Genomic DNA, 18,320 nt, shown 5'->3' on the forward strand with positions numbered 1-18,320 from the left:
TTATTCTACTCCTAACATTGCCATCTGTTCTTTAGCATACCTTGTTCCAGCGACTTTGTCAGCCGGGACAGCGGCTCCGATTCTTTCAAGGTCTGCTCCAGTAAGCTGTAAGTCTAACGCGAAAAACGCATCTTCTAAATGAGATCGTTTACGTGCACCGATTAATGGAATAATGTCCTCACCTTGCGATAGTACCCACGCGATAGCAAGCTGTGCGACTGTAGTTTGTTTTTCTACAGCAATTTCACGCAATGCTTCAACAAGTGCTAAGTTTTGATCCAAATTCTCACCCATAAAGCGCGGTGCAAATGAACGGAAATCGATTTGCGTTTGACGTTCTTTCGTCCATTTACCGCTTAAAAGTCCTCTCGATAATACTCCATAAGCAGATAGTGAGATACCTAATTCACGAAGTGTTGGAAGAATTTCCGCTTCAATTCCACGGCTGAATAAAGAATATTCGATTTGCAGCCAGCTGATTGGATGAACGGCATGTGCTTTCCTTACCGCTTCAGCGTTCGCTTCTGATAAACCAATATGCTTAACATACCCTGCTTTCACTAAGTCAGCCATTGCTCCAATCGTTTCTTCAATCGGTACATTTGGATCAACCCGTGCTGGCTGATAAAGGTCGATGTAGTCTGTTCCAAGGCGCTGAAGTGTGTAAGCTAAAGCATTTTTTATCGCTTGCGGTCTGTTGTCCATTCCGATCCAGCCGCCATCTAGAGACCTTAATACACCTGTCTTTACAGCGATAAATACATTTTCTCTCTTCGTTCCCTGCAATGCTTCTTTTAATAAAAGTTCGTTGTGCCCTACTCCGTAAAAATCACCAGTGTCAAAAAGAGTGACTCCTTTTTCGAGTGCTTCGTGAATTGTTGCGATGCTTTCCATTCTATCCGCGCTGCCGTAAAGATCAGACATTCCCATGCAGCCTAAACCAATTGCTGATACTTCAGAACCGTTGCTTCCCAATTTTCTTGTTTTCATTATTCGTTCCTCCATTTTTCAGATGTTGGTGTGATTATATCAGGAAAAATAACAAATGACAAATATTATTTTTTGTCATTTGTTATCAAAAAAGAATCGTATGAAGTTGGTTCTCATACGATCTTCTTAATCCTATAGGTCTTCGTTTAAAACATACTGCGCATAACGCTCAGCACTTTCTTGAACTTGTTCTGCTGATAGGAATCTTACTCCATGAACAGTAAACGGTGTGATGTAACGAGTGCCGATAAGGTTGCTTGTTGCTTGAAGCGGACGAAGCAATTCGCTCATAGTGTAGTTGTTGTATCCCCCAGCAACATATGAAGTATCTGGACCGGCTGCTGAAAGAGCGATTAACAATTGTTTTCCTCTAAGATTATCTCCACCCGTTCCATATGCCCAACCATATGTTAATACTTCGTCCATCCATTTTTTAAGTAAAGATGGCGTGCTGTACCAGTATAGAGGGAACTGGAAAACAATGCGGTCATACGCCAATAACAGTTCTTGTTCGCTTTCTACATTGATCTGCTCATTCGGATATTCTTCGTATAAACGGTGGACGGTTACATCGTGTTTTTCCATTTCCTCTGCCCATGCTTTATTGATTACAGATTGTTCAATATTTGGATGTGCTACAATAACTAACGTTTTCATTTCTTAGATCTCCTCTTTAAGTTTATGTTTTTGTTGTTTGTACAAGCAACTATAATTGGTATAAAAAATCCTAAGCAAGGACGAGCCTGACGAAGGATTCATTTTTTTACTTTTCCAGCGTATTTCCTGCCTCACGGATAAGCACCGTTAGTTTTTTTCCAGCATCTTCACCAAGTACAGCAGAATAGTTTCGATATAGATCTTTCCACGCTTCTTTTATTTCTACCTGCGTGTTTTCCCCTGTTTCAGTCGGGAAAATGAAAGATCGTTTCCCTTCTGCTTTTCGCTCGATTAAGCCTTTCATAACAAGCTTATCTATGAATCGAGTAATAGTAGAAGGCATCATGTGCAGTTCTTCAGCTAACTCAGATTGAGAAATGCCCGGTTTATTATTTACTAACATGAGCAAGAAGGCATGCGTTGGAGATAAACCCGTCTTTTTGAACGAATCCTCTGCCATTCTAGTAATCGCACGTGAAAGCTTATTAACTGTAAAATAAAGACAGTTATCTAAAATGCAATTGTCTAAATTGTTATCGGTCATTAAAAACACCCTTTATTTTTGCTTGTACATACAAATTACATTAGCTTTTAAAATTTGTCAATTTTCTTCTACTTAACCTTACCACATTAAAAAAACACTCCGATAATTTATATCGAAGTGTTGATAATCCATTATATTTTGGGTGATAATTGCCCTTGTGTCGCCATAAAATTTTCAATCTCATCTGTTTCCCGCATGATATCTTTTGACAGATTTTCATAACCGTCTTCTGTCACTAAAATATCATCCTCAATTCGGATTCCGATCGATTCTTCTTCAATATATAACCCAGGCTCGATTGTGATTACCATTCCTGGCTCCAGCACGCGGTCTTTGTATGAGCCAACATCATGCGTATCCAGTCCAAGGAAATGCCCTACACTATGATAATAGTAATTGGAGATTTCTGAGTCCTCTTGAATCAAGCCGATTTTTCTGCACTCTTCGGATAAAACCTTTTTTGCATGCTTATCGAGTTCCGCATAAGGAAGGCCCGGTTTGATCATTGCTGTCGTTTCTTTTAGCGCTTTTAACACGATGTTATAAAGCTCTTTCTGACGGTCTGTAAACTTCCCATTTACCGGGAACGTGTAGCTGATGTCGGCATTGTAATAGTCTTTTTGTGCGCCAAGATCCAGCAGAACGAGATCACCGTCGTTCGTTTGCGCATTATTGTGCTCATAGTGCAGCACTGTTGCGTTTTTGCCGCTTGCCGTAATGGTTTTGAACGCATAATCACGGATACCATTGGATTTTAATGTGAAATCAAAATGTGCTTCTAGCTGATATTCCATCATCCCAGGTTTAGCGTTCTTCAGAATATTATAGATTCCCTCTTTTGTTATTGCGATCGCTTCTTTAATCTTCTGGATTTCTTCTGTTGTTTTGAAGACACGCAGTTCACAAATCTCAGGATAGATGTTGCGGATCGTAACGTGCGGATAATGCTCACGAATGTGTTTTGCAAAAAGAGAAGTGCTCGTTGGTGCACCTGACCAGCCGCGGCGTTCTAGATCTAAACAAACTTGCTTTGCTTGATTCGTAAAGAAGTTTCCTGCTACAAAGGATTCAAAGCTTTCTGTATACTTAATGTCTTTGATTCCGGAGATGTTTTCAGCTTCTTCTTTTGAAACTGTTTTACCGACCCACTTCTCCATTACAGGATCCGCTTTTTCGATAAAAAGAGTTTCCTCAAACGTTTGGCCATTCTTCTTCATCAATAGAATCACGTTTGGCTCGTTAATACCTGTTAAGTAATAAAAGTTGCGATTTGGTACGAACGAATAGTGCTCATCGGCTGATTTCTGAGGTGCTTTTCCTGCAAAAAGAATTGTGAGTGATTCATCTGGAAGCAATTCCTTCAATCTGCTGCGATTTCTTTCAAAAAAATAGGACTCCATATAGATCCTCCTCATTTGTGCATGTTTTAAAACCGACTGATTAGTTTATTTATGTAATTATATTATAAATAGTTTAGCAAACTAATGACAGATATTTTTTTGAATTTTTTGATACTTAATTACCAATAAAAGGGTAATTATGCGATAAATAGTAGTTTTTATGTGATGAACTTCTATATTCATGTGTTTATGATACTTTTTATGTGATAATTGCTATTCAGGCTCTTGCCAGCTTCATTACCATTAACGAGTCCCCTGTACCCATTAACAAAAGCTAGCCACTTAATAAAATGGTTAGCTTCAATCTGTTTATGCTTCCTGTTCGAACAACTGAACGAGTTCGACGATGACTTGAGTTGCTTTAATCATGTTGTCTACCGAGATGTATTCGTGTCTGCCATGATAGTTCTCCCCGCCTGTGAAGATATTCGGTGTCGGCAGTCCCATATAGGATAGCTGAGAACCGTCAGTTCCTCCGCGGATCGGTTTAACGATTGGCTCTATTTCTAAGTTTTTCATCGCTTTGTAAGCAAGGTCTACGATTTCTTTAACAGGTTCGATCTTCTCTCTCATGTTGTAATACGTATCTTCCATCTTCAGCTGAATATTGTCTTTGCCATACTTTTCTCTAAGTTCGTCAACGATCGCTTGCATCGTTGACTTTCTTTTCGCAAAAAGCTCTTTATCATGGTCCCGGATGATATAAGCCATCTCGGTTATTTCAACGTCGCCTTTTAATCCAAGCAGGTGGTAAAAACCTTCATATCCTTCTGTGTATTCAGGCGCTTCGTCTGCCGGAAGCTTGCTTTGGAGTTCCATCGCGATTTTAGCAGAGTTGATCATCTTGCCTTTTGCAGAACCTGGGTGAATGTTCTTGCCTAAAATTCTAATCTTTGCATCTGCCGCATTAAAACTTTCATATTCCAGCTCGCCAAGAGGTCCTCCGTCCATCGTATAAGCAAATTTAGCACCAAATGCAGCAACATTGAACTTATGCGGACCTCGGCCGATCTCCTCATCGGGTGTGAATGCCACTCTGATCTTGCCGTGCTTGATTTCTGGATGATCGATCAAATACTTCATGGCCGTCATGATCTCTGCGATACCTGCTTTGTTGTCAGCACCGAGCAGCGTTGTACCGTCTGTCGTGATCAGAGTATGACCTTTGTAATCTTTTAAACTAGGAAAGTCTTTTGGTGATAGTTCGATATGTAAGTCTTTGTTCAGTATGATTGTTTCGCCGTCATAGTTTTCAACAATCTGCGGTTTGACGTTCGTTCCTGTAAAATCTGTTGCCGTATCAACATGCGCCAAGAAACCGATAACTGGCACTTCTTTTTCCGTATTAGATGGAAGTGTTGCCATCACGTAGCCGTTATCGTCAATCGCAACTTCTTCCATTCCGATTTGCTTCAATTCTTCAACTAGCATGTTAGCCAGTGTCAGCTGGCCCGGTGTTGAAGGAGTATTTTCACTGCTAGCATCTGATTGGGTGTCTACTTTTACATAAGAAGTAAATCTATCAATGATTTCTTGTTTCAATTTTCAATCAACTCCTCTTTTTTGTTTTATCATAGCATGTTTTGTTAATGGTTACCTATTCAGAAAAACCTCGGCAAATAGTTAATCCATTGAAATAATATTCAGATTTCAATAGCTAATTTCATGAAATGTCTGCATATATTTATAGTTGAGGGGGGCACACCAATGTACAATGCTTTATTGTTTTGTGATCCTGGAATTGATGATTCACTCGCGATCATGTATGCACTTCTTAACCCAGAAATAAATGTTGTGGGGATTGTCTCTAGTTATGGAAACGTGCCTCAGCAGCAAGCTACTCAGAATATCGCGTATCTCTTGCAGCTTGCGAACCGGCCGGACATCCCCATCATTTATGGCGCAAGGAGTCCTTTTAGCGGAGAGATAGCGGTTTATTATCCTGAAATTCATGGGGAAGAAGGTCTTGGACCCATCCAGCCGCCGGAAACGATTCCACGAGAAATTTTCAATTTTGATGAGATCTTTAAAATCATTAATAAATATGAAAACAACCTTGTAGTGGTCGATGTTGGAAGATCTACCTCTTTAGCGACTGCTTTTATTTTGGGTGGCGACGAACAGATGCATAAGATTTCAGCTTTTTATATCATGGGAGGAGCGTTCTTAGTTCCTGGGAATGTCACCCCGCTTGCCGAAGCCAATTTTCATGGCGATGCGATTGCATCAAATCTAGTACTCAATAAAGCGAGAAACGTCTATATCTTTCCATTGAACGTGACAAACTATGCCCTCATAAAACCTGAAACAATCAGTCAAATATCTTCTGCAGACTATAATTCTTTCTCACCTTTAATTAAACCAATCTTTGATTTCTATAACGAAGCGTATAAAAAGCTGGTACCCGGAATTGAAGGAAGTCCCATACATGATGTATTGCCATTATTTGCGCTGACCAATCCAGATAAAGTACGCTATGTGGACAGAAAAGCATCGGTTTCTATCAATATGGACGATACAAAAGGACTCAGCCAAGCAGACTTTAGAACGAGAGCTCCTCAAGAAGGACCTCCTGATGCCGTTGATCACATCGCAAATTGGTTTGACTACAACGCTTTTGTACAGGATTTTATTAAAACTATGACCTATAGAGGCAATCGTATATTTCACAAAAAATCTTCATCCGTCTAAACAACTTGTCCCCTCCCGCATATGATATAGTATCAGCGCTAAAGTTAAGGTGCTGCGACAATAGCGGGGGTGATTTTAATGGGTTGGAACAAATGCTGGGACAAATGTGAGTCCTCTTCTTCTTCAAGCTGGGTTCATTTAAAATGTAAAAAGCGCAAGAAAAAGAAGAAAAAGTGCAGATGCAAAGACAAACACTGATTTTAATCATAAAAAAGGAGTCCTTAAACGGGCTCCTTTTCGCTATTTCTTTTTCTTCATTCCGCTTGATATGGCAAGACTAAACACAATTCCAATTCCGATACCAATGGCAATATTGTCAAGAGCCAGTCCGATTGCAACACCAATCACAATACCGCTTGCCAACCCGCTGTTTGAGAGATTATATGTTTTCTTTTTTTTTCAAATTGGCCACCATTTTTATTCATCGTTCTATTCTTGCGGATACGTCTTTTGTAAAAAGGCAACTGATTGATTGATCAATTCTTTTAACACTTCGACATCAACATCAGCTATTTTATTTATGTATACACAAGCTGCTCCGGTCGTATGCTTTCCAAACTTGTTCATCAATTCTTCCCGGTTCGGATCTCCTGGTGCAAAATAGAGACTGATCTTCGCTTTGCGCGGCGAAAAACCAACTAGTGGTGCATCCCCTTCGTGACCAGTTTTATACTTGTAGTGATAGGATCCAAAACCTATTATACTTGACCCCCACATCTTAGCCTCAAAACCGGTAGTTTCGGTGAAAATATCTAATAGTTTATAAGCATCCTCACGTTTTTTCGGATTATCTACGTTTTCAATAAACTCGATGACACTGTTATCGTTCACTTTCGTTTTCAGTTCGTACATATTCCCTCTCCTTTAACGTTATTTTGATCTAGGATAAGTCTTCTACATGTAAATTCTTTCTCCTTTTAAAAGTTTGCCTTAAAAACGTACAGTTTCGAACCTCGAAACTGGTCATTCCACGGTACACCAGGGGTATATTCAGCTAACATGTGGCTTAAATCCAAAAGTTTTAGGTAGGAATCCACGAGTTTCGGACCTTAATCCGCGAGTTCAACCCTTGATTCCAAAAATTTTGTTCATTTATCCACGAGCTGTCATTCCCCGACAATTTCCGCCTTTTCACACGTCTCCTCAACGAAAAAACAGGCGGAATCAACATCCGCCTGATCGCAAAACAGCTAGCACTTATTACAAACGACGAAATTGCTGTACGGGAAGAACAATGCTGGATCTGCCTGCTCAAGACCTGCTTCTTGGAAATTAAATACACTTCCTCCAATAACCGAAATCTCGGCCAACCCGCATAGTACTGTACTTCCGTCCGAACTAACGTTGAAATCACCTTTTGCCGTTACGCGATAAACTGCATTACTCTCATCTTTTCCTATTCCCAAACCACGAGGAATATTTCTCTCAATTCGTGTACATGTATGGGGCTTTAAAGTGAAGTATCCTAATTTAATTTCTTTTTCTTCAATGTCTTTATATACATTTATTGAACCACTCACAGGTTCTCTTGGTTCTAGACATACACCAAGTGTTACTTTTACTTTGAGATATTTGTCCGTCGGATTTTTCAAGATGATGATGATTCGATCGTTCTCCCTGCCCCCTTGAAGCTCTGAGTCAACTTCCTCCGGAACAAGGAACGGACCCGTGGTAATCTTCACTTTGCTGTTTTTATGTTTATCCTTAGATCTATCTTTCGATTCACTCATTTAAAGCACTCCTTTTCCATTCTTTTTCTTCATTGTCATTAAACCTCAACATATTAAATGCAAAAGGTGATAAAAAGGAATGGGCACTTAAGCAATTTTTGTGTACTCAACATAAAAAGTGGCTATGGACTTGGCACGAACATATACATATGGAAGGACGATAGTATGAGGTGATACATATGAGAATCGGGGTAAATTTATTGACCCTTTCACAAGACAGATATGGAGGGGTTGAGCAATATGTTAAACACTTAATCGAACATCTAAAAAAAGCAGATGAAAAAGTAAAATTATTTTTGTTTCTTACAAAACCAAGCAGAGATATCTTCCCTGATTTTCAGGATCGTATAAAAAAAGTCATGTTGAAGGAATCTAAAATTCAAACTGAAGTTCACAGCCGAATTCAAGAAAACCAGATTGATGTTTGGTTTTCACCCGTCCACAAATCGTATATTCCAAATATCCAGGTGCCTTCTGTAGCGACCATTCATGACGTTCTCCATACACGCTACCCGCAATTTGTACCAGGTGAACTGCACGAAAACAACCGTTATTATGAAAAGTTCGCTCCATCCTTCGATGCCGTTTTAACGGTTTCTGAGTTCTCGAAAAAAGCTATTTCCAGACACCTTCATATCCCTAAAGATAAAATTACGGCTATCTACCCTGATGCACCTGAAGCTTTCCATCATTACAGAGATCGGTATTCAAATAACAGCATAATTGAACAGCTGGAAAGTGGGTTTTCTCTTTATCCAGCAAGCTATAACCCGCATAAAAATCACCTTAATCTCTTGAAAGCTATCGTTATTCTTCGGGATCACTATAAAAAGCGTATCCCTCTTGTTCTTACAGGTTTTGCACCGAAAGAAAACCAGACGTATCAGTCTGTCTTAACATTTTTAGACCAACATTTACTCCAAGACCAAGTAAAGATTCTCGGGTATGTTCCAACAGAAGCTATGCCTGATTTGTATGCCCACGCCTCGTTCCTTGTCTTCCCTTCCCTTTATGAAGGTTTTGGCATTCCTTTGGTCGAAGCGATGAAATCTAAATGTCCAATCATCTGTTCAGACAGAGCAAGTATTCCAGAAGTTACAGGTGATGCAGCTCTTCATTTCAATCCCGAAAACCCAGAAGACATAGCAAATAAGATGCTAAAACTCCTGTATCCAGAAACAAGGATTGCTCTTATCATTAAAGGAATGGTTCGGTCAAAGATTTTTTCATGGGATAATTGCGCCAAAGAAACACTCGCTGTGTTTCAGCAAGTTATTAAGAGGAATGATAAGCGATGAAAAGAATTCTAGTGTTAAATCATTTCCCAACCGTATATCCTCCGACCAGCGGTGGCACTTTACGCTATTTTCATATTTATCAGGAGCTCAGCAGCTATTACGATGTTACTCTTCTTTCCCAAACCTTTGGCCATAAAGGAGGTTTGTTTACATATTCTCCTACCTTCAGAGAATATAAGGTCGAGAAGGATTCCTTTTATCATGAAGTGGTGGGAAAACTGCAGCACAATGAATTATCCTATGAATTCGGCTTACTTATACAGACTGAACTGTCCAATTATCCTACTCTATTAAAAAAGCAGTTTGACTCTCTCTATGATTCTGCCGATCTAATCGTTCACGAATCCCCTTATTTGCTTCAATATGATCAGTATTTTGGTAAGGATCGTAAACTCAGAATCTATAACAGTCATAATCACGAATACAAGCTCGCAGAACAGATTTGGAAAAACAATCTGGCTAGAGACTACCTTCCTGTGCTTTTCAACTTGGAAAAAAAGCTAGTAAGAGGTGCGGACCTCGTTTTCTCAACCTCAGAGGACGAAAGTAATAGTTTGATAACGATGTACACTCCAAACCCTTCTAAAATTATGGTGGCACCTAATGGTATTCATACATCTGAAAGGCTCCCAAGAATAAAGTCATCTAACGAAAAGCCCACAGCTTTTTTTATTGGAGCAGATTATCCGCCTAACCTTGAATCCGTGGATTATATCATTAATCATCTAGCTGACAGCTGTCTTGAAATTGAATTCGTTGTCGCTGGAGGATGCTGTACTCCATTTGCAAACTCTAGTAAACCTAATGTGAAACTCTTGGGAAGAGTGCGCCATAAACATAAATTAAGGTTATTGGCAGAAGCTGATCTTGCCATTAATCCTATGTTCACGGGTGCTGGCGTTAATTTGAAGACATTGGAGTTTTTATCTGCAGGACTTCCATTATTCTCAACGGAATTCGGTGTAAGAGGATTAAATCTGATCCCTATGAAACACTACATTCATGCTGAAAAAAATAACTTCGCTGATACACTAAAGCGATACACAACTGATAAAAACGTATTACATGGAGTTTCCTTAAATGGGCAAAAATATATAAACAATCATTTTTCATGGAAAAGCATCGCCAAACAAATGAACTTTGAACTAAAAAAATTAATGTCCCATTAACCTCTCGATAGCTTTTATCATAGCCATACCTGCTTTTTCCCATGTCATTTTCAGCATATCTTGTCTGCCTTGTACCCCTTTTTGTTTACACAGTTCCGGATTCATAAAGGCATACCTCATCTGCTGCTTCAGATGCTCAATATCCGCTTCTGCCCATAGCTGGTCTTTCTCAGCAAAGCTAGGATAAGTTGTGGATATCGCATTTTCATTGTGCATGCTGATCGAAGGACTCTGCAGTTTATATTTCACCAAAAAGGAATTCTTTTCATGTAAGAAATCCATCTGTCCGCCCCACCCTGTTGCGATCACTGGCAACCCGCTCGATAATGCCTCTATAAAAGGCAGCCCAACACCTTCACCTCTTGTGGGAAGTACAAACGCATCGCCTGCGGTATAAAGTCCTCTTAATTGTTTTTCCTCGCAGATCCCTGTCATTACATAAAGAGGCGCCGTATCATCACCATACCCAAGCTTTCTTTTATAATTTATAATGGCACTCCTGATTTCTTTGCGCGAACTGCCATATGTTTTGATGACAAGCAGGACTTGGTCATCTGAGGTGAACGCTTCCCAATAAGCACGCAAGAGACTTTCCGGATTTTTCCGGTGCTGAAAATCAAAGACTGAAACAAAAACAAACCTTCCCTCTCCTTCAGGCAGCGTTATTCGCGGATTGGCAGGATGATACATGGTCGAATCGGCCCCGTGAGGAACCAGGAAAATCGGGATAGAAACGCCGCTGTTTTTCAGTGCCTTTATATTATGGGTACACGGTACACATACGGCGTCAAAGGTTCGAATGATCGCATTCCAAGATTCAGGGATTTTATTCGTTTCCCAGACAGTATTTAATAGGCTGTACTCATACTGTTCTCTTTCTTTTTTATCAATAAAAGCCGGAGGAGAATGATAGATTAAGATCTTCGGTTTATCGTTTGATGCAGGTTTTTCTATGAGCTGCTGCAGCCTCTCTTTTTTCTTTCGATTCTCTATAGTAAAAGGGAAATTCCAAGTATACGTTTCAATTTTCACGTCAACACCTTGCCTGTCTAAAGCCAGAGCATATTCCCTGCTTGCTGTTCCGTACCCTGTTGCATCTAGTACAGGCCCTCGCCAAATCACTTGATAGTCTTTCATATTAATCTCCTTTTTCATTCGAGAATGAGAGACTTAAAATCTTCTGTATGACAAACGATAGATGATTTTCTTTTCAGTGCGGCATTATTGATATTCCATGTATGATGACCGGACCGGAAAGTACGTAAGCATACGTAATTTCTTTTATCTGCCGAATACAATTTCAAATTATTCTTTACACACTGTTTCAAAAAAACAGTATCTTCTCCAAGGTTCAGAGCAGGAAAATGGATGTTCTCACAGATTTTTTTATTAAAAAACAGAGTAGCTCCTTTCAGACCTTGTCTCACGAACATCTTCTCTCTGCTCGGACTATTAATAGCAAGCAATTTTTCATCTTCAAAGTACATGTAGACTGTTCGTTTCCCAATTACATCCGCTTTTGTCTCTTGCAAAGTATCCCAGGATTGCTGAAGATAATGTGGTGCGTAATAATCGTCGTCATCAAACTTTGCAATATAAGGATAGCTGGCTATTTGAATAGCAGCATTTAAACATTCGCCAAGCGTCGTTTCTTCAGGGAGCTGATACACGGATACGTTTTTGAATAATCTTGCCCTTGCTTTCCATTTGGCTAATTGTAAATGATCATTATTTAATATAATGATCATTTCTTTTTCTGACATAAGCTGATTTTCGTAATTCCGAAAAACGTTCTCCATAAATTGTTCTCTCATTGTGCAGCAGATGATTGAGACCATGATCCTCTCCACCTTACGTACATTGTTGAACTGCCTCATCCCATGAATACGTAATACGCAGTATATCGTTCTCGTTAATCTCATCTCCAATTTGCACTTCAATAAACTTAAGAGGAGTTAACGCTTTAATTGAATGTTTAAAACCTATAGGAATTTGAATGACGTCCCCCGCTTTAATTGAGTGCAGCTGGCTGTTTACAATCACTTCACCTGAACCTGAAAGTATGGTCCAGATCTCCTGTCTATTATGATGAACATGTAAACTGATATTACAGTTCGGCAGTACGTTTACGAATTTTGTAACGGACTGCTGTTCATCAGCCGCGTCTATCTTTTCTAAAACTTTATAGCTGCCCCATCGTTTTTCCACATAGCGGGGCATTTCTTTTGTATGCTGCAGCTTTACTTCTGCACATCTGCTTTTATCCGCTACAAGTATTCCATCAGCGCCAGCCACAATCATGCTGTCAGAAATTCCTATCACGTGAACAGGCTGTGATAATTCGTTTACAACATGTGTATTGATTGAGTCGTCCGAGAGCATGCCCCGACCTGTAACCGTTGAAGGCATATGTTCACTTATCTTCTTCCACGTACCAATATCTTTCCACTGTCCGCTATAAGGTACGACGATTGAACGCTTGCTATGCTCAGCTACTGCCACATCAAAGCTTAATTTGGGAAGATTATTATAAACGCTAAGCAGCTCATCGTATTGTGTTGAAATTCCTTTTTCCTTCTGCAGCTGAAGCATAAAGCTCATATTGAAACCATAAACTCCACAGTTCCAAAGAGCTTTTTTCTTTATTAGTTCAGCAGCTTTTTTCATATTCGGCTTTTCAATAAAATGAGTGACCTGAAAATAGTCATTGGACTGTTCCGTGATGTTGGGAACGATATAACCCAGTTGGTCGGATGGAAATTCAGGTTCAACACCAATGTGCGCAAGTTCTGCCAAGGATTTTGCGAGGATAGAAGGCATCTGATTAATAAGGTGGAAAAAGGATAGGTCCGCAAATGCATCGATGGGGAGAACACATATCGTTTCATCGAGTCCTGCCTCCTGTTTTGAATGAAGATAAGCAACAGCTAATGATACAGCTGAAAAGGTACCTTTTTGGCTTGGTTCACTGATGATTGGCATCGGTGCTGCCACCTGGTTTTGAATTAAGTCTTGCTGATCTTGGCTCGTAATAATATAAGTGTTTGAAAAAAGACCAACTTCTTCTAATTGTCTGCATACACGCTGCAGCATGGATTCATTCCTGTTATTCTCTCTGCTTAGCAGTTTTAAAAATTGCTTTGCTCTGACCTTGTTCGATAACGGCCAAAGTCTTCTTCCGGCACCGCCTGATAAAAGAAGAATTTTCATATCAATCCTCCATTGTGTAAAACGGCCTTTGCTATTCTATGAAGATCCATAAGATGATATGCGGTTCTCTTACAACAACCTAAGACCCGACGATTTAAAAAGACTGTTTTCGCATACATTGTTGCTATTGAAAGTAGTTGATTTCCGCTCCAGGCTGCTCGCTTTCCACGGGGCGTGCGGTGAGCCTCCTGCCGCTTTGCGCCATTAGGAGTCTCCACCTGACCGCTTCATGGAAGTATCCCTTGCTCCTGCGTCTACAAGTAAATGCTACCGTTGTGAGCTTCCTCGTCGCATGCCTAGCGAGAAGCTTCTCAGGTGGTAGGCACGCACCTTGCGCTCCAATCAACTTGCAAATGATGAGAATAGAAAAAGCCAAAAGCAACAATCCTTCAGAAAAAGCCTTTAAAAAAAGAAGATGATTTCTTCTTTTTTCGTTATGATAAAAAGGAAATGAGTAACGAGGATGGGGTGGGTATTAGTGAAAGTAGTCATATTAGATGATTGGGAAAAAAGTTTTGCGGAAAATCCAGAAATAGAGCGATTGCGGCAGCACTTTCAAGTTGAGATCTATCAGGATAAACCCTCTCATGATGTTCTTCTAAGCCGTATCGAGCATGCAGATGTCATTTTACCGATAAGAGAACGTATGAGGTTTTCTAAAGAAGTGCTCAAGCAACTAAAGAATATTAAGCTTATTGCACAAACAGGTGCTGGTCTTGCTCATATTGATATGGACGAGGCGAATCGGCTGAACATACCTGTAGCCACCACTCCTGGGGGATCTGCCGCTGTTGTGGAATTAATCATCGGCATGATGATCACTCACTCTCGCAATCTTTTGTCATTACATATGCAGATGAAACAAGGACAATGGGCGGAATCATCCGGTTTAGGACTTGAAAATAAAACGGTGGGTATTATCGGTCTTGGTAAAATTGGTTCGGGTGTCGCAAAAATCGCGAGAGCTTTCAACATGAATACAATCGCCTGGGGACCCCGATTAACTGAAGAACGTGCAGAAGCTCAGGGTGTTGAATTCAGTGAACTGGAGGATTTGCTGCAGAGATCTCATTTTGTAGTGATTACGGTGAGGCTCGTTCCAGAAACAAAACACTTACTTTCAGAAAAACATTTTAAACTTATGAGAAAAGATACTTTCCTTATTAACACGTCAAGGGGAGAAGTAGTGGATGAAGCTGCACTCTTAAGAGCATTAGAAGAAAATTGGATCGGCGGAGCTGGCCTCGATGTATTTAATCATGAGCCAATCGACCAGAATCACTCGCTCTTGAAGCTGAATAACGTAATCTTAACGCCTCATATTGGATGGAAGACAGATAATATGTTTCATCAGTTTTTATCTGTAAGCATCGATAACATCCTTTCTTTTTTAATCCAAGGTAAGCCAGAACGAATCGTGAATCTTGAAAATATCCAATTGAAGGCCCGTCAATGACGAGCCTTTTGCCTTTTTTTCACGAGACGTTTCCTTTATTAAAACAGCTTTTGCAGTTCGTTTATTCCGAGGTACGCAAACATAAGGAGGCATCCGATCAAGACTGCGTTCGTCACCCATTTGTTGCGGTACTCCGCGTCCACTTTTTTCGAGTTCAATAAAATGATCAGTGATATAGCTAAAAATGGCATAAACAATGCTCCGAGAACTCCATAGATGATAATGAGCTGCACTGGTTTCCCCAAAAAGAAAATGAGCATCGGCGGAAATGTCAGCCAAGCAAGATATGCGCGGTAAGACTTATCTTTTTCCGATACCGGCTTAACTTTGTGCAAGTCTTCCTTTTTGGTTCGAATCGTTCTTAAGAAGTCAGCGAACAAGTACGGTACACCGTTCCATACTCCGAGAAGTGAAGTAAAAGCTGCCGACCAAAAAGCAATCAGGAAAAGCCACCGCAATGGTGTTCCGAATTTCTGCCCCAATAATCCGGCAAGATCCAGCAAACCTTGGTCTCCTTCCAGTTTTACATCTGTTCCAAATAAGAATTTTGCACCGATCACAAGTGCAGCCATCGTAAAAATTCCCGTGATCACATACGCTGCTTTAGAATCCAGCCTCATGATTGGAACAAAAGCCTTTCCTTTCCAGTCCTTTTCCTTCAGCCAGTACCCATAGGACGCCATTGTGATCGTTCCGCCTACACCTCCTATTAATCCTAAAGCGAGCATGAGTGATCCATCAGGCATTCGAGGTACAAAACCTCCTGCAAACTCCCCGATTGAAGGTAAAAAGAGGAGTGATGTTCCGATAACCGTGATAAACATAACACCAATGAGTACAGTCATGATTCGTTCAAACAATAAATAGCGGCCCGTCCACACAAGAGCGAATCCAACCAGTGAGTGTACGATGGCCCATGCCCAGATCGGCATGATCGGCAGCATAGCGTGCATGCCTAATCCGCAAGTCATCGCGGCTGTAGCTCCATAAATATAACCCCAAATAACAGAGTAGACTCCAAAATAACTCGTTGCCCATTTGCCAAGGGAATGCCAGCCTTGCAGAATCGTTTGCCCTGTTGCAAGATACCAGCGTCCAACACCTTCGTTTAAGTAGTATTTTAAGATAGCTCCCACAATAATTGCCCATACGAAGGTCATACCGAAAGAAGTTCCGATGACAATAGCAGTAATCATATCCGCTGTTCCGACTCCAGTGGCAGCGACTACAAATCCTGGACCAATCATTTTCAGCTTTTGCCCTATTGTCTGTGGCGGCAAAGGACCAGTGTTTGCTGTTGCGTGATGCAGATCATGATTCAATGATGATTCACTTTTCAAGTTTACTCCTCCTTTTGCTCCGATTTTAGAAAACGTTTTCAAAATAGTATTTACCCATTATGACATAGTTCAGAAAATTTACTCAACTATAAGTTTAAAAATTATTATAAAAAATAAAAAAGCCCAGAATTCTGAGCTTTTCTTACCAGTTAAAAAAGAAGAAAGCTAGTATGAAGTAAATGACAAAAAGCGTTTCTAATATTAAAGTTATTAAATCCCATTTTGTTTTACGGAATTCTTCCTCGGTCTGGGTCCCAACAATCATCCTTAAAGCCAAAAGCAAAAAACCTATTATTTTGGCATACATATTATTCAGTACAAACACTGCAATGATATAGATCAGCCCTTTGAAGATAAAAGTTCCTATAAGTATCCCTAAATTTAATCTAAATTTGCTGATTGGAAAAAACTCATCCGATCCTTGAAGTTCTATGTATTTGTCTTTTATAAAACGATATCTAATAAGCAGCTCTACATTATTTATTAACAGTATGACACACCATACTAAAATAAGCGTTTCTTCTACAGCCATCCCAAACAATTTACCATCCCCCAATAATTTATAACCACACTAAAATTTTACCATAATTTACCAAACCCTTAAAAATAAAGATTGTTTTAGTGACTTTCAAGGAGTCTCGCGCCTTGCACTCCTATCAATGGTCTAATAATTAAAAGAAAAAATGCTCATAAATTATAATCTTTTAGAAAGGCTGTTTTCGTAAACTTTGTTGTTTTTGGAAGATGTTGATTTCCGTTCCAGGTTGCTCACTTTCCGCGGGGCAGGCGGTGAGCCACATTCGTACGTTTCACTTTTAAGTGTCTCACCTGACCGCCAGTCCCGCAGGAGTCTCGCACCTTCCACTGCAATCAACTCTTCAACGAAGAACTTCAAAGCTCCCTGTAGCAACAATCTTTTAGAAAAGAGCCTTTAGAAAAGAGCAAAATAAAAAAACGAGCAGAAAATGTAAAGATCTTCTGCTCGATTTATTAGTCATTCTGTTTTTAGAAGTTGTTTTAAAACGTATGTGCCGCGTCTTTAGCTCTTGCGATGGCATTTTCCTTTATTTCATTTGCTTTGTCAGGCATTGCGGCATGTCCTTCAACAAAAATTCCCTCGAATGAAGGAACCCCGAAAAATTGCATGATGATACTCAGATAACGGTGTCCCATTTCCATTCCTGCTGCAGGTCCTTCAGAATAAATGCCTCCGCGGGCTTGAATGTGCATGGCTTTCTTATCTGTTAAAAGACCAACCGGCCCTTGTTCTGTGTATTTGAATGTTTTTCCGGCCACAGCTACTGAATCAATATATGCTTTCATTACTGGAGGAAACGAAAAATTCCACATTGGCGTAACAAATACATATTTATCTGCTGAAACGAACTGATCACACAACTCTGTGAGTCTTCCTACTTTGGCCTTTTCTTCTGAAGACAGTTCTTCAAACCCTTTACCTGATTGAAGTTTCCCCCAACCACTGAAGACATCCACATCAATTTGCGGAACATCGTCTTTATATAGGTCAACATTCACTACTTCATGATCTGGATTAATTTTTTTATACTCTTCAATAAATGCTTTTCCAACAGCCATGCTGTACGACATTGTATCATCATGCGGATGTGCTGTTATGTACAAGACTTTTGTCATAGAATGAACCTGACCTTTCTAGTTATTCATTTGCTTCATGCAGATAAGGATTTCCGCTGATCTTTGCTCTTACTTCATCAGTTAATGCAAACGGCTCTGTGATTGTTTCTTGCTCTGTTTCATTTGTGCTATGCAAACTTCCATCATAATGAATAGCCTTGTTATCCATTAATCACTCACCT

The 18,320-nt window shown here is 40.0% G+C and carries 19 protein-coding genes; 4 read left to right on the forward strand and 15 right to left on the reverse strand.

All coding sequences use genetic code 11. The features are described 5' to 3' along the window. The 5 genes from ACFW35_RS14065 to pepT all read right to left on the reverse strand — a co-directional run bounded on the left by ACFW35_RS14065 (position 1) and on the right by pepT (position 5,133). Positions 1 to 990 (reverse strand): aldo/keto reductase, encoded by a 990-nt coding sequence (locus ACFW35_RS14065; protein WP_379846565.1) that lies wholly within the window; start codon positions 988 to 990, stop codon positions 1 to 3. Positions 991 to 1,122: 132 nt separating this feature from the next. After that, a complete protein-coding gene (locus ACFW35_RS14070; protein WP_379846567.1) occupies positions 1,123 to 1,647 on the reverse strand; it encodes an NAD(P)H-dependent oxidoreductase in 525 nt (174 codons plus the stop codon). Positions 1,648 to 1,753: 106 nt separating this feature from the next. Further along, entirely contained in the window at positions 1,754 to 2,191 is a 438-nt protein-coding gene (locus tag ACFW35_RS14075) for a MarR family winged helix-turn-helix transcriptional regulator (protein ID WP_379846568.1), read from the reverse strand. Between the two features lie 131 nt (positions 2,192 to 2,322). Beyond that, entirely contained in the window at positions 2,323 to 3,591 is a 1,269-nt protein-coding gene (locus ACFW35_RS14080) for an aminopeptidase P family protein (protein ID WP_379846570.1), read from the reverse strand. 309 nt (positions 3,592 to 3,900) lie between these two features. Further along, positions 3,901 to 5,133 (reverse strand): peptidase T, encoded by a 1,233-nt coding sequence (gene pepT / locus ACFW35_RS14085; protein WP_379846571.1) that lies wholly within the window; start codon positions 5,131 to 5,133, stop codon positions 3,901 to 3,903. Between the two features lie 165 nt (positions 5,134 to 5,298). Between pepT and ACFW35_RS14090 the strand changes: the two genes are divergently transcribed. After that, a complete protein-coding gene (locus tag ACFW35_RS14090; RefSeq protein WP_379846573.1) occupies positions 5,299 to 6,282 on the forward strand; it encodes a nucleoside hydrolase in 984 nt (327 codons plus the stop codon). Positions 6,283 to 6,522: 240 nt separating this feature from the next. Here the strand turns inward: ACFW35_RS14090 and ACFW35_RS14095 are convergent, their stop codons facing one another. From ACFW35_RS14095 to ACFW35_RS14105, 3 genes are all read right to left on the reverse strand, one after another. Continuing rightward, positions 6,523 to 6,645 carry a hypothetical protein gene (locus ACFW35_RS14095; protein ID WP_379846574.1) on the reverse strand — a complete coding sequence of 41 codons (123 nt, stop codon included), beginning with the start codon at positions 6,643 to 6,645 and terminating at the stop codon, positions 6,523 to 6,525. 66 nt (positions 6,646 to 6,711) lie between these two features. Next, a complete protein-coding gene (locus ACFW35_RS14100; RefSeq protein WP_379846576.1) occupies positions 6,712 to 7,134 on the reverse strand; it encodes a DUF1801 domain-containing protein in 423 nt (140 codons plus the stop codon). Between the two features lie 338 nt (positions 7,135 to 7,472). Further along, positions 7,473 to 8,012 (reverse strand): hypothetical protein, encoded by a 540-nt coding sequence (locus ACFW35_RS14105; protein WP_379846577.1) that lies wholly within the window; start codon positions 8,010 to 8,012, stop codon positions 7,473 to 7,475. Between the two features lie 179 nt (positions 8,013 to 8,191). On the opposite strand from ACFW35_RS14105, the gene ACFW35_RS14110 reads away from it, so the two are divergent. Further along, entirely contained in the window at positions 8,192 to 9,310 is a 1,119-nt protein-coding gene (locus tag ACFW35_RS14110) for a glycosyltransferase family 4 protein (RefSeq protein WP_379846579.1), read from the forward strand. After that, positions 9,307 to 10,479 carry a glycosyltransferase family 4 protein gene (locus ACFW35_RS14115; protein ID WP_379846580.1) on the forward strand — a complete coding sequence of 391 codons (1,173 nt, stop codon included), beginning with the start codon at positions 9,307 to 9,309 and terminating at the stop codon, positions 10,477 to 10,479. Before ACFW35_RS14110 ends, ACFW35_RS14115 begins: the two co-directional genes overlap by 4 nt. Here ACFW35_RS14115 and ACFW35_RS14120 read toward each other — a convergent pair. From ACFW35_RS14120 to ACFW35_RS14130, 3 genes are read right to left on the reverse strand one after another with little or no spacing between them, the layout of a single operon-like run. Then, positions 10,465 to 11,616: a glycosyltransferase gene (locus tag ACFW35_RS14120; RefSeq protein WP_379846582.1), complete on the reverse strand. Its 1,152-nt coding sequence runs from the start codon at positions 11,614 to 11,616 to the stop codon at positions 10,465 to 10,467. The genes ACFW35_RS14115 and ACFW35_RS14120 overlap by 15 nt on opposite strands. A gap of 14 nt (positions 11,617 to 11,630) precedes the next feature. Next, complete coding sequence (locus ACFW35_RS14125; protein WP_379846583.1) at positions 11,631 to 12,317, reverse strand: glycosyltransferase family 2 protein; 687 nt, start codon at positions 12,315 to 12,317, stop codon at positions 11,631 to 11,633. A gap of 13 nt (positions 12,318 to 12,330) precedes the next feature. Continuing rightward, positions 12,331 to 13,689 (reverse strand): sugar phosphate nucleotidyltransferase, encoded by a 1,359-nt coding sequence (locus tag ACFW35_RS14130; protein ID WP_379846585.1) that lies wholly within the window; start codon positions 13,687 to 13,689, stop codon positions 12,331 to 12,333. A gap of 463 nt (positions 13,690 to 14,152) precedes the next feature. On the opposite strand from ACFW35_RS14130, the gene ACFW35_RS14135 reads away from it, so the two are divergent. Further along, complete coding sequence (locus ACFW35_RS14135; protein WP_379846586.1) at positions 14,153 to 15,145, forward strand: D-2-hydroxyacid dehydrogenase family protein; 993 nt, start codon at positions 14,153 to 14,155, stop codon at positions 15,143 to 15,145. 38 nt (positions 15,146 to 15,183) lie between these two features. On the opposite strand, the gene ACFW35_RS14140 is transcribed toward ACFW35_RS14135, so the two are convergent. The 4 genes from ACFW35_RS14140 to ACFW35_RS14155 all read right to left on the reverse strand — a co-directional run bounded on the left by ACFW35_RS14140 (position 15,184) and on the right by ACFW35_RS14155 (position 18,307). Further along, entirely contained in the window at positions 15,184 to 16,485 is a 1,302-nt protein-coding gene (locus ACFW35_RS14140) for an Nramp family divalent metal transporter (RefSeq protein WP_379846588.1), read from the reverse strand. 142 nt (positions 16,486 to 16,627) lie between these two features. Beyond that, a complete protein-coding gene (locus tag ACFW35_RS14145) occupies positions 16,628 to 17,026 on the reverse strand; it encodes a hypothetical protein (RefSeq protein WP_379846589.1) in 399 nt (132 codons plus the stop codon). 476 nt (positions 17,027 to 17,502) lie between these two features. After that, on the reverse strand, positions 17,503 to 18,138 hold the full coding sequence (locus ACFW35_RS14150) for an FMN-dependent NADH-azoreductase (RefSeq protein WP_379846591.1): 636 nt from the start codon (positions 18,136 to 18,138) through the stop codon (positions 17,503 to 17,505). A gap of 22 nt (positions 18,139 to 18,160) precedes the next feature. Continuing rightward, positions 18,161 to 18,307: a hypothetical protein gene (locus ACFW35_RS14155; protein ID WP_379846592.1), complete on the reverse strand. Its 147-nt coding sequence runs from the start codon at positions 18,305 to 18,307 to the stop codon at positions 18,161 to 18,163. Positions 18,308 to 18,320 lie beyond the last annotated feature (13 nt).

Origin of the sequence: Fictibacillus sp. NPDC058756, assembly GCF_042746035.1 — a bacterium.
Lineage (GTDB): Bacteria > Bacillota > Bacilli > Bacillales > Fictibacillaceae > Fictibacillus.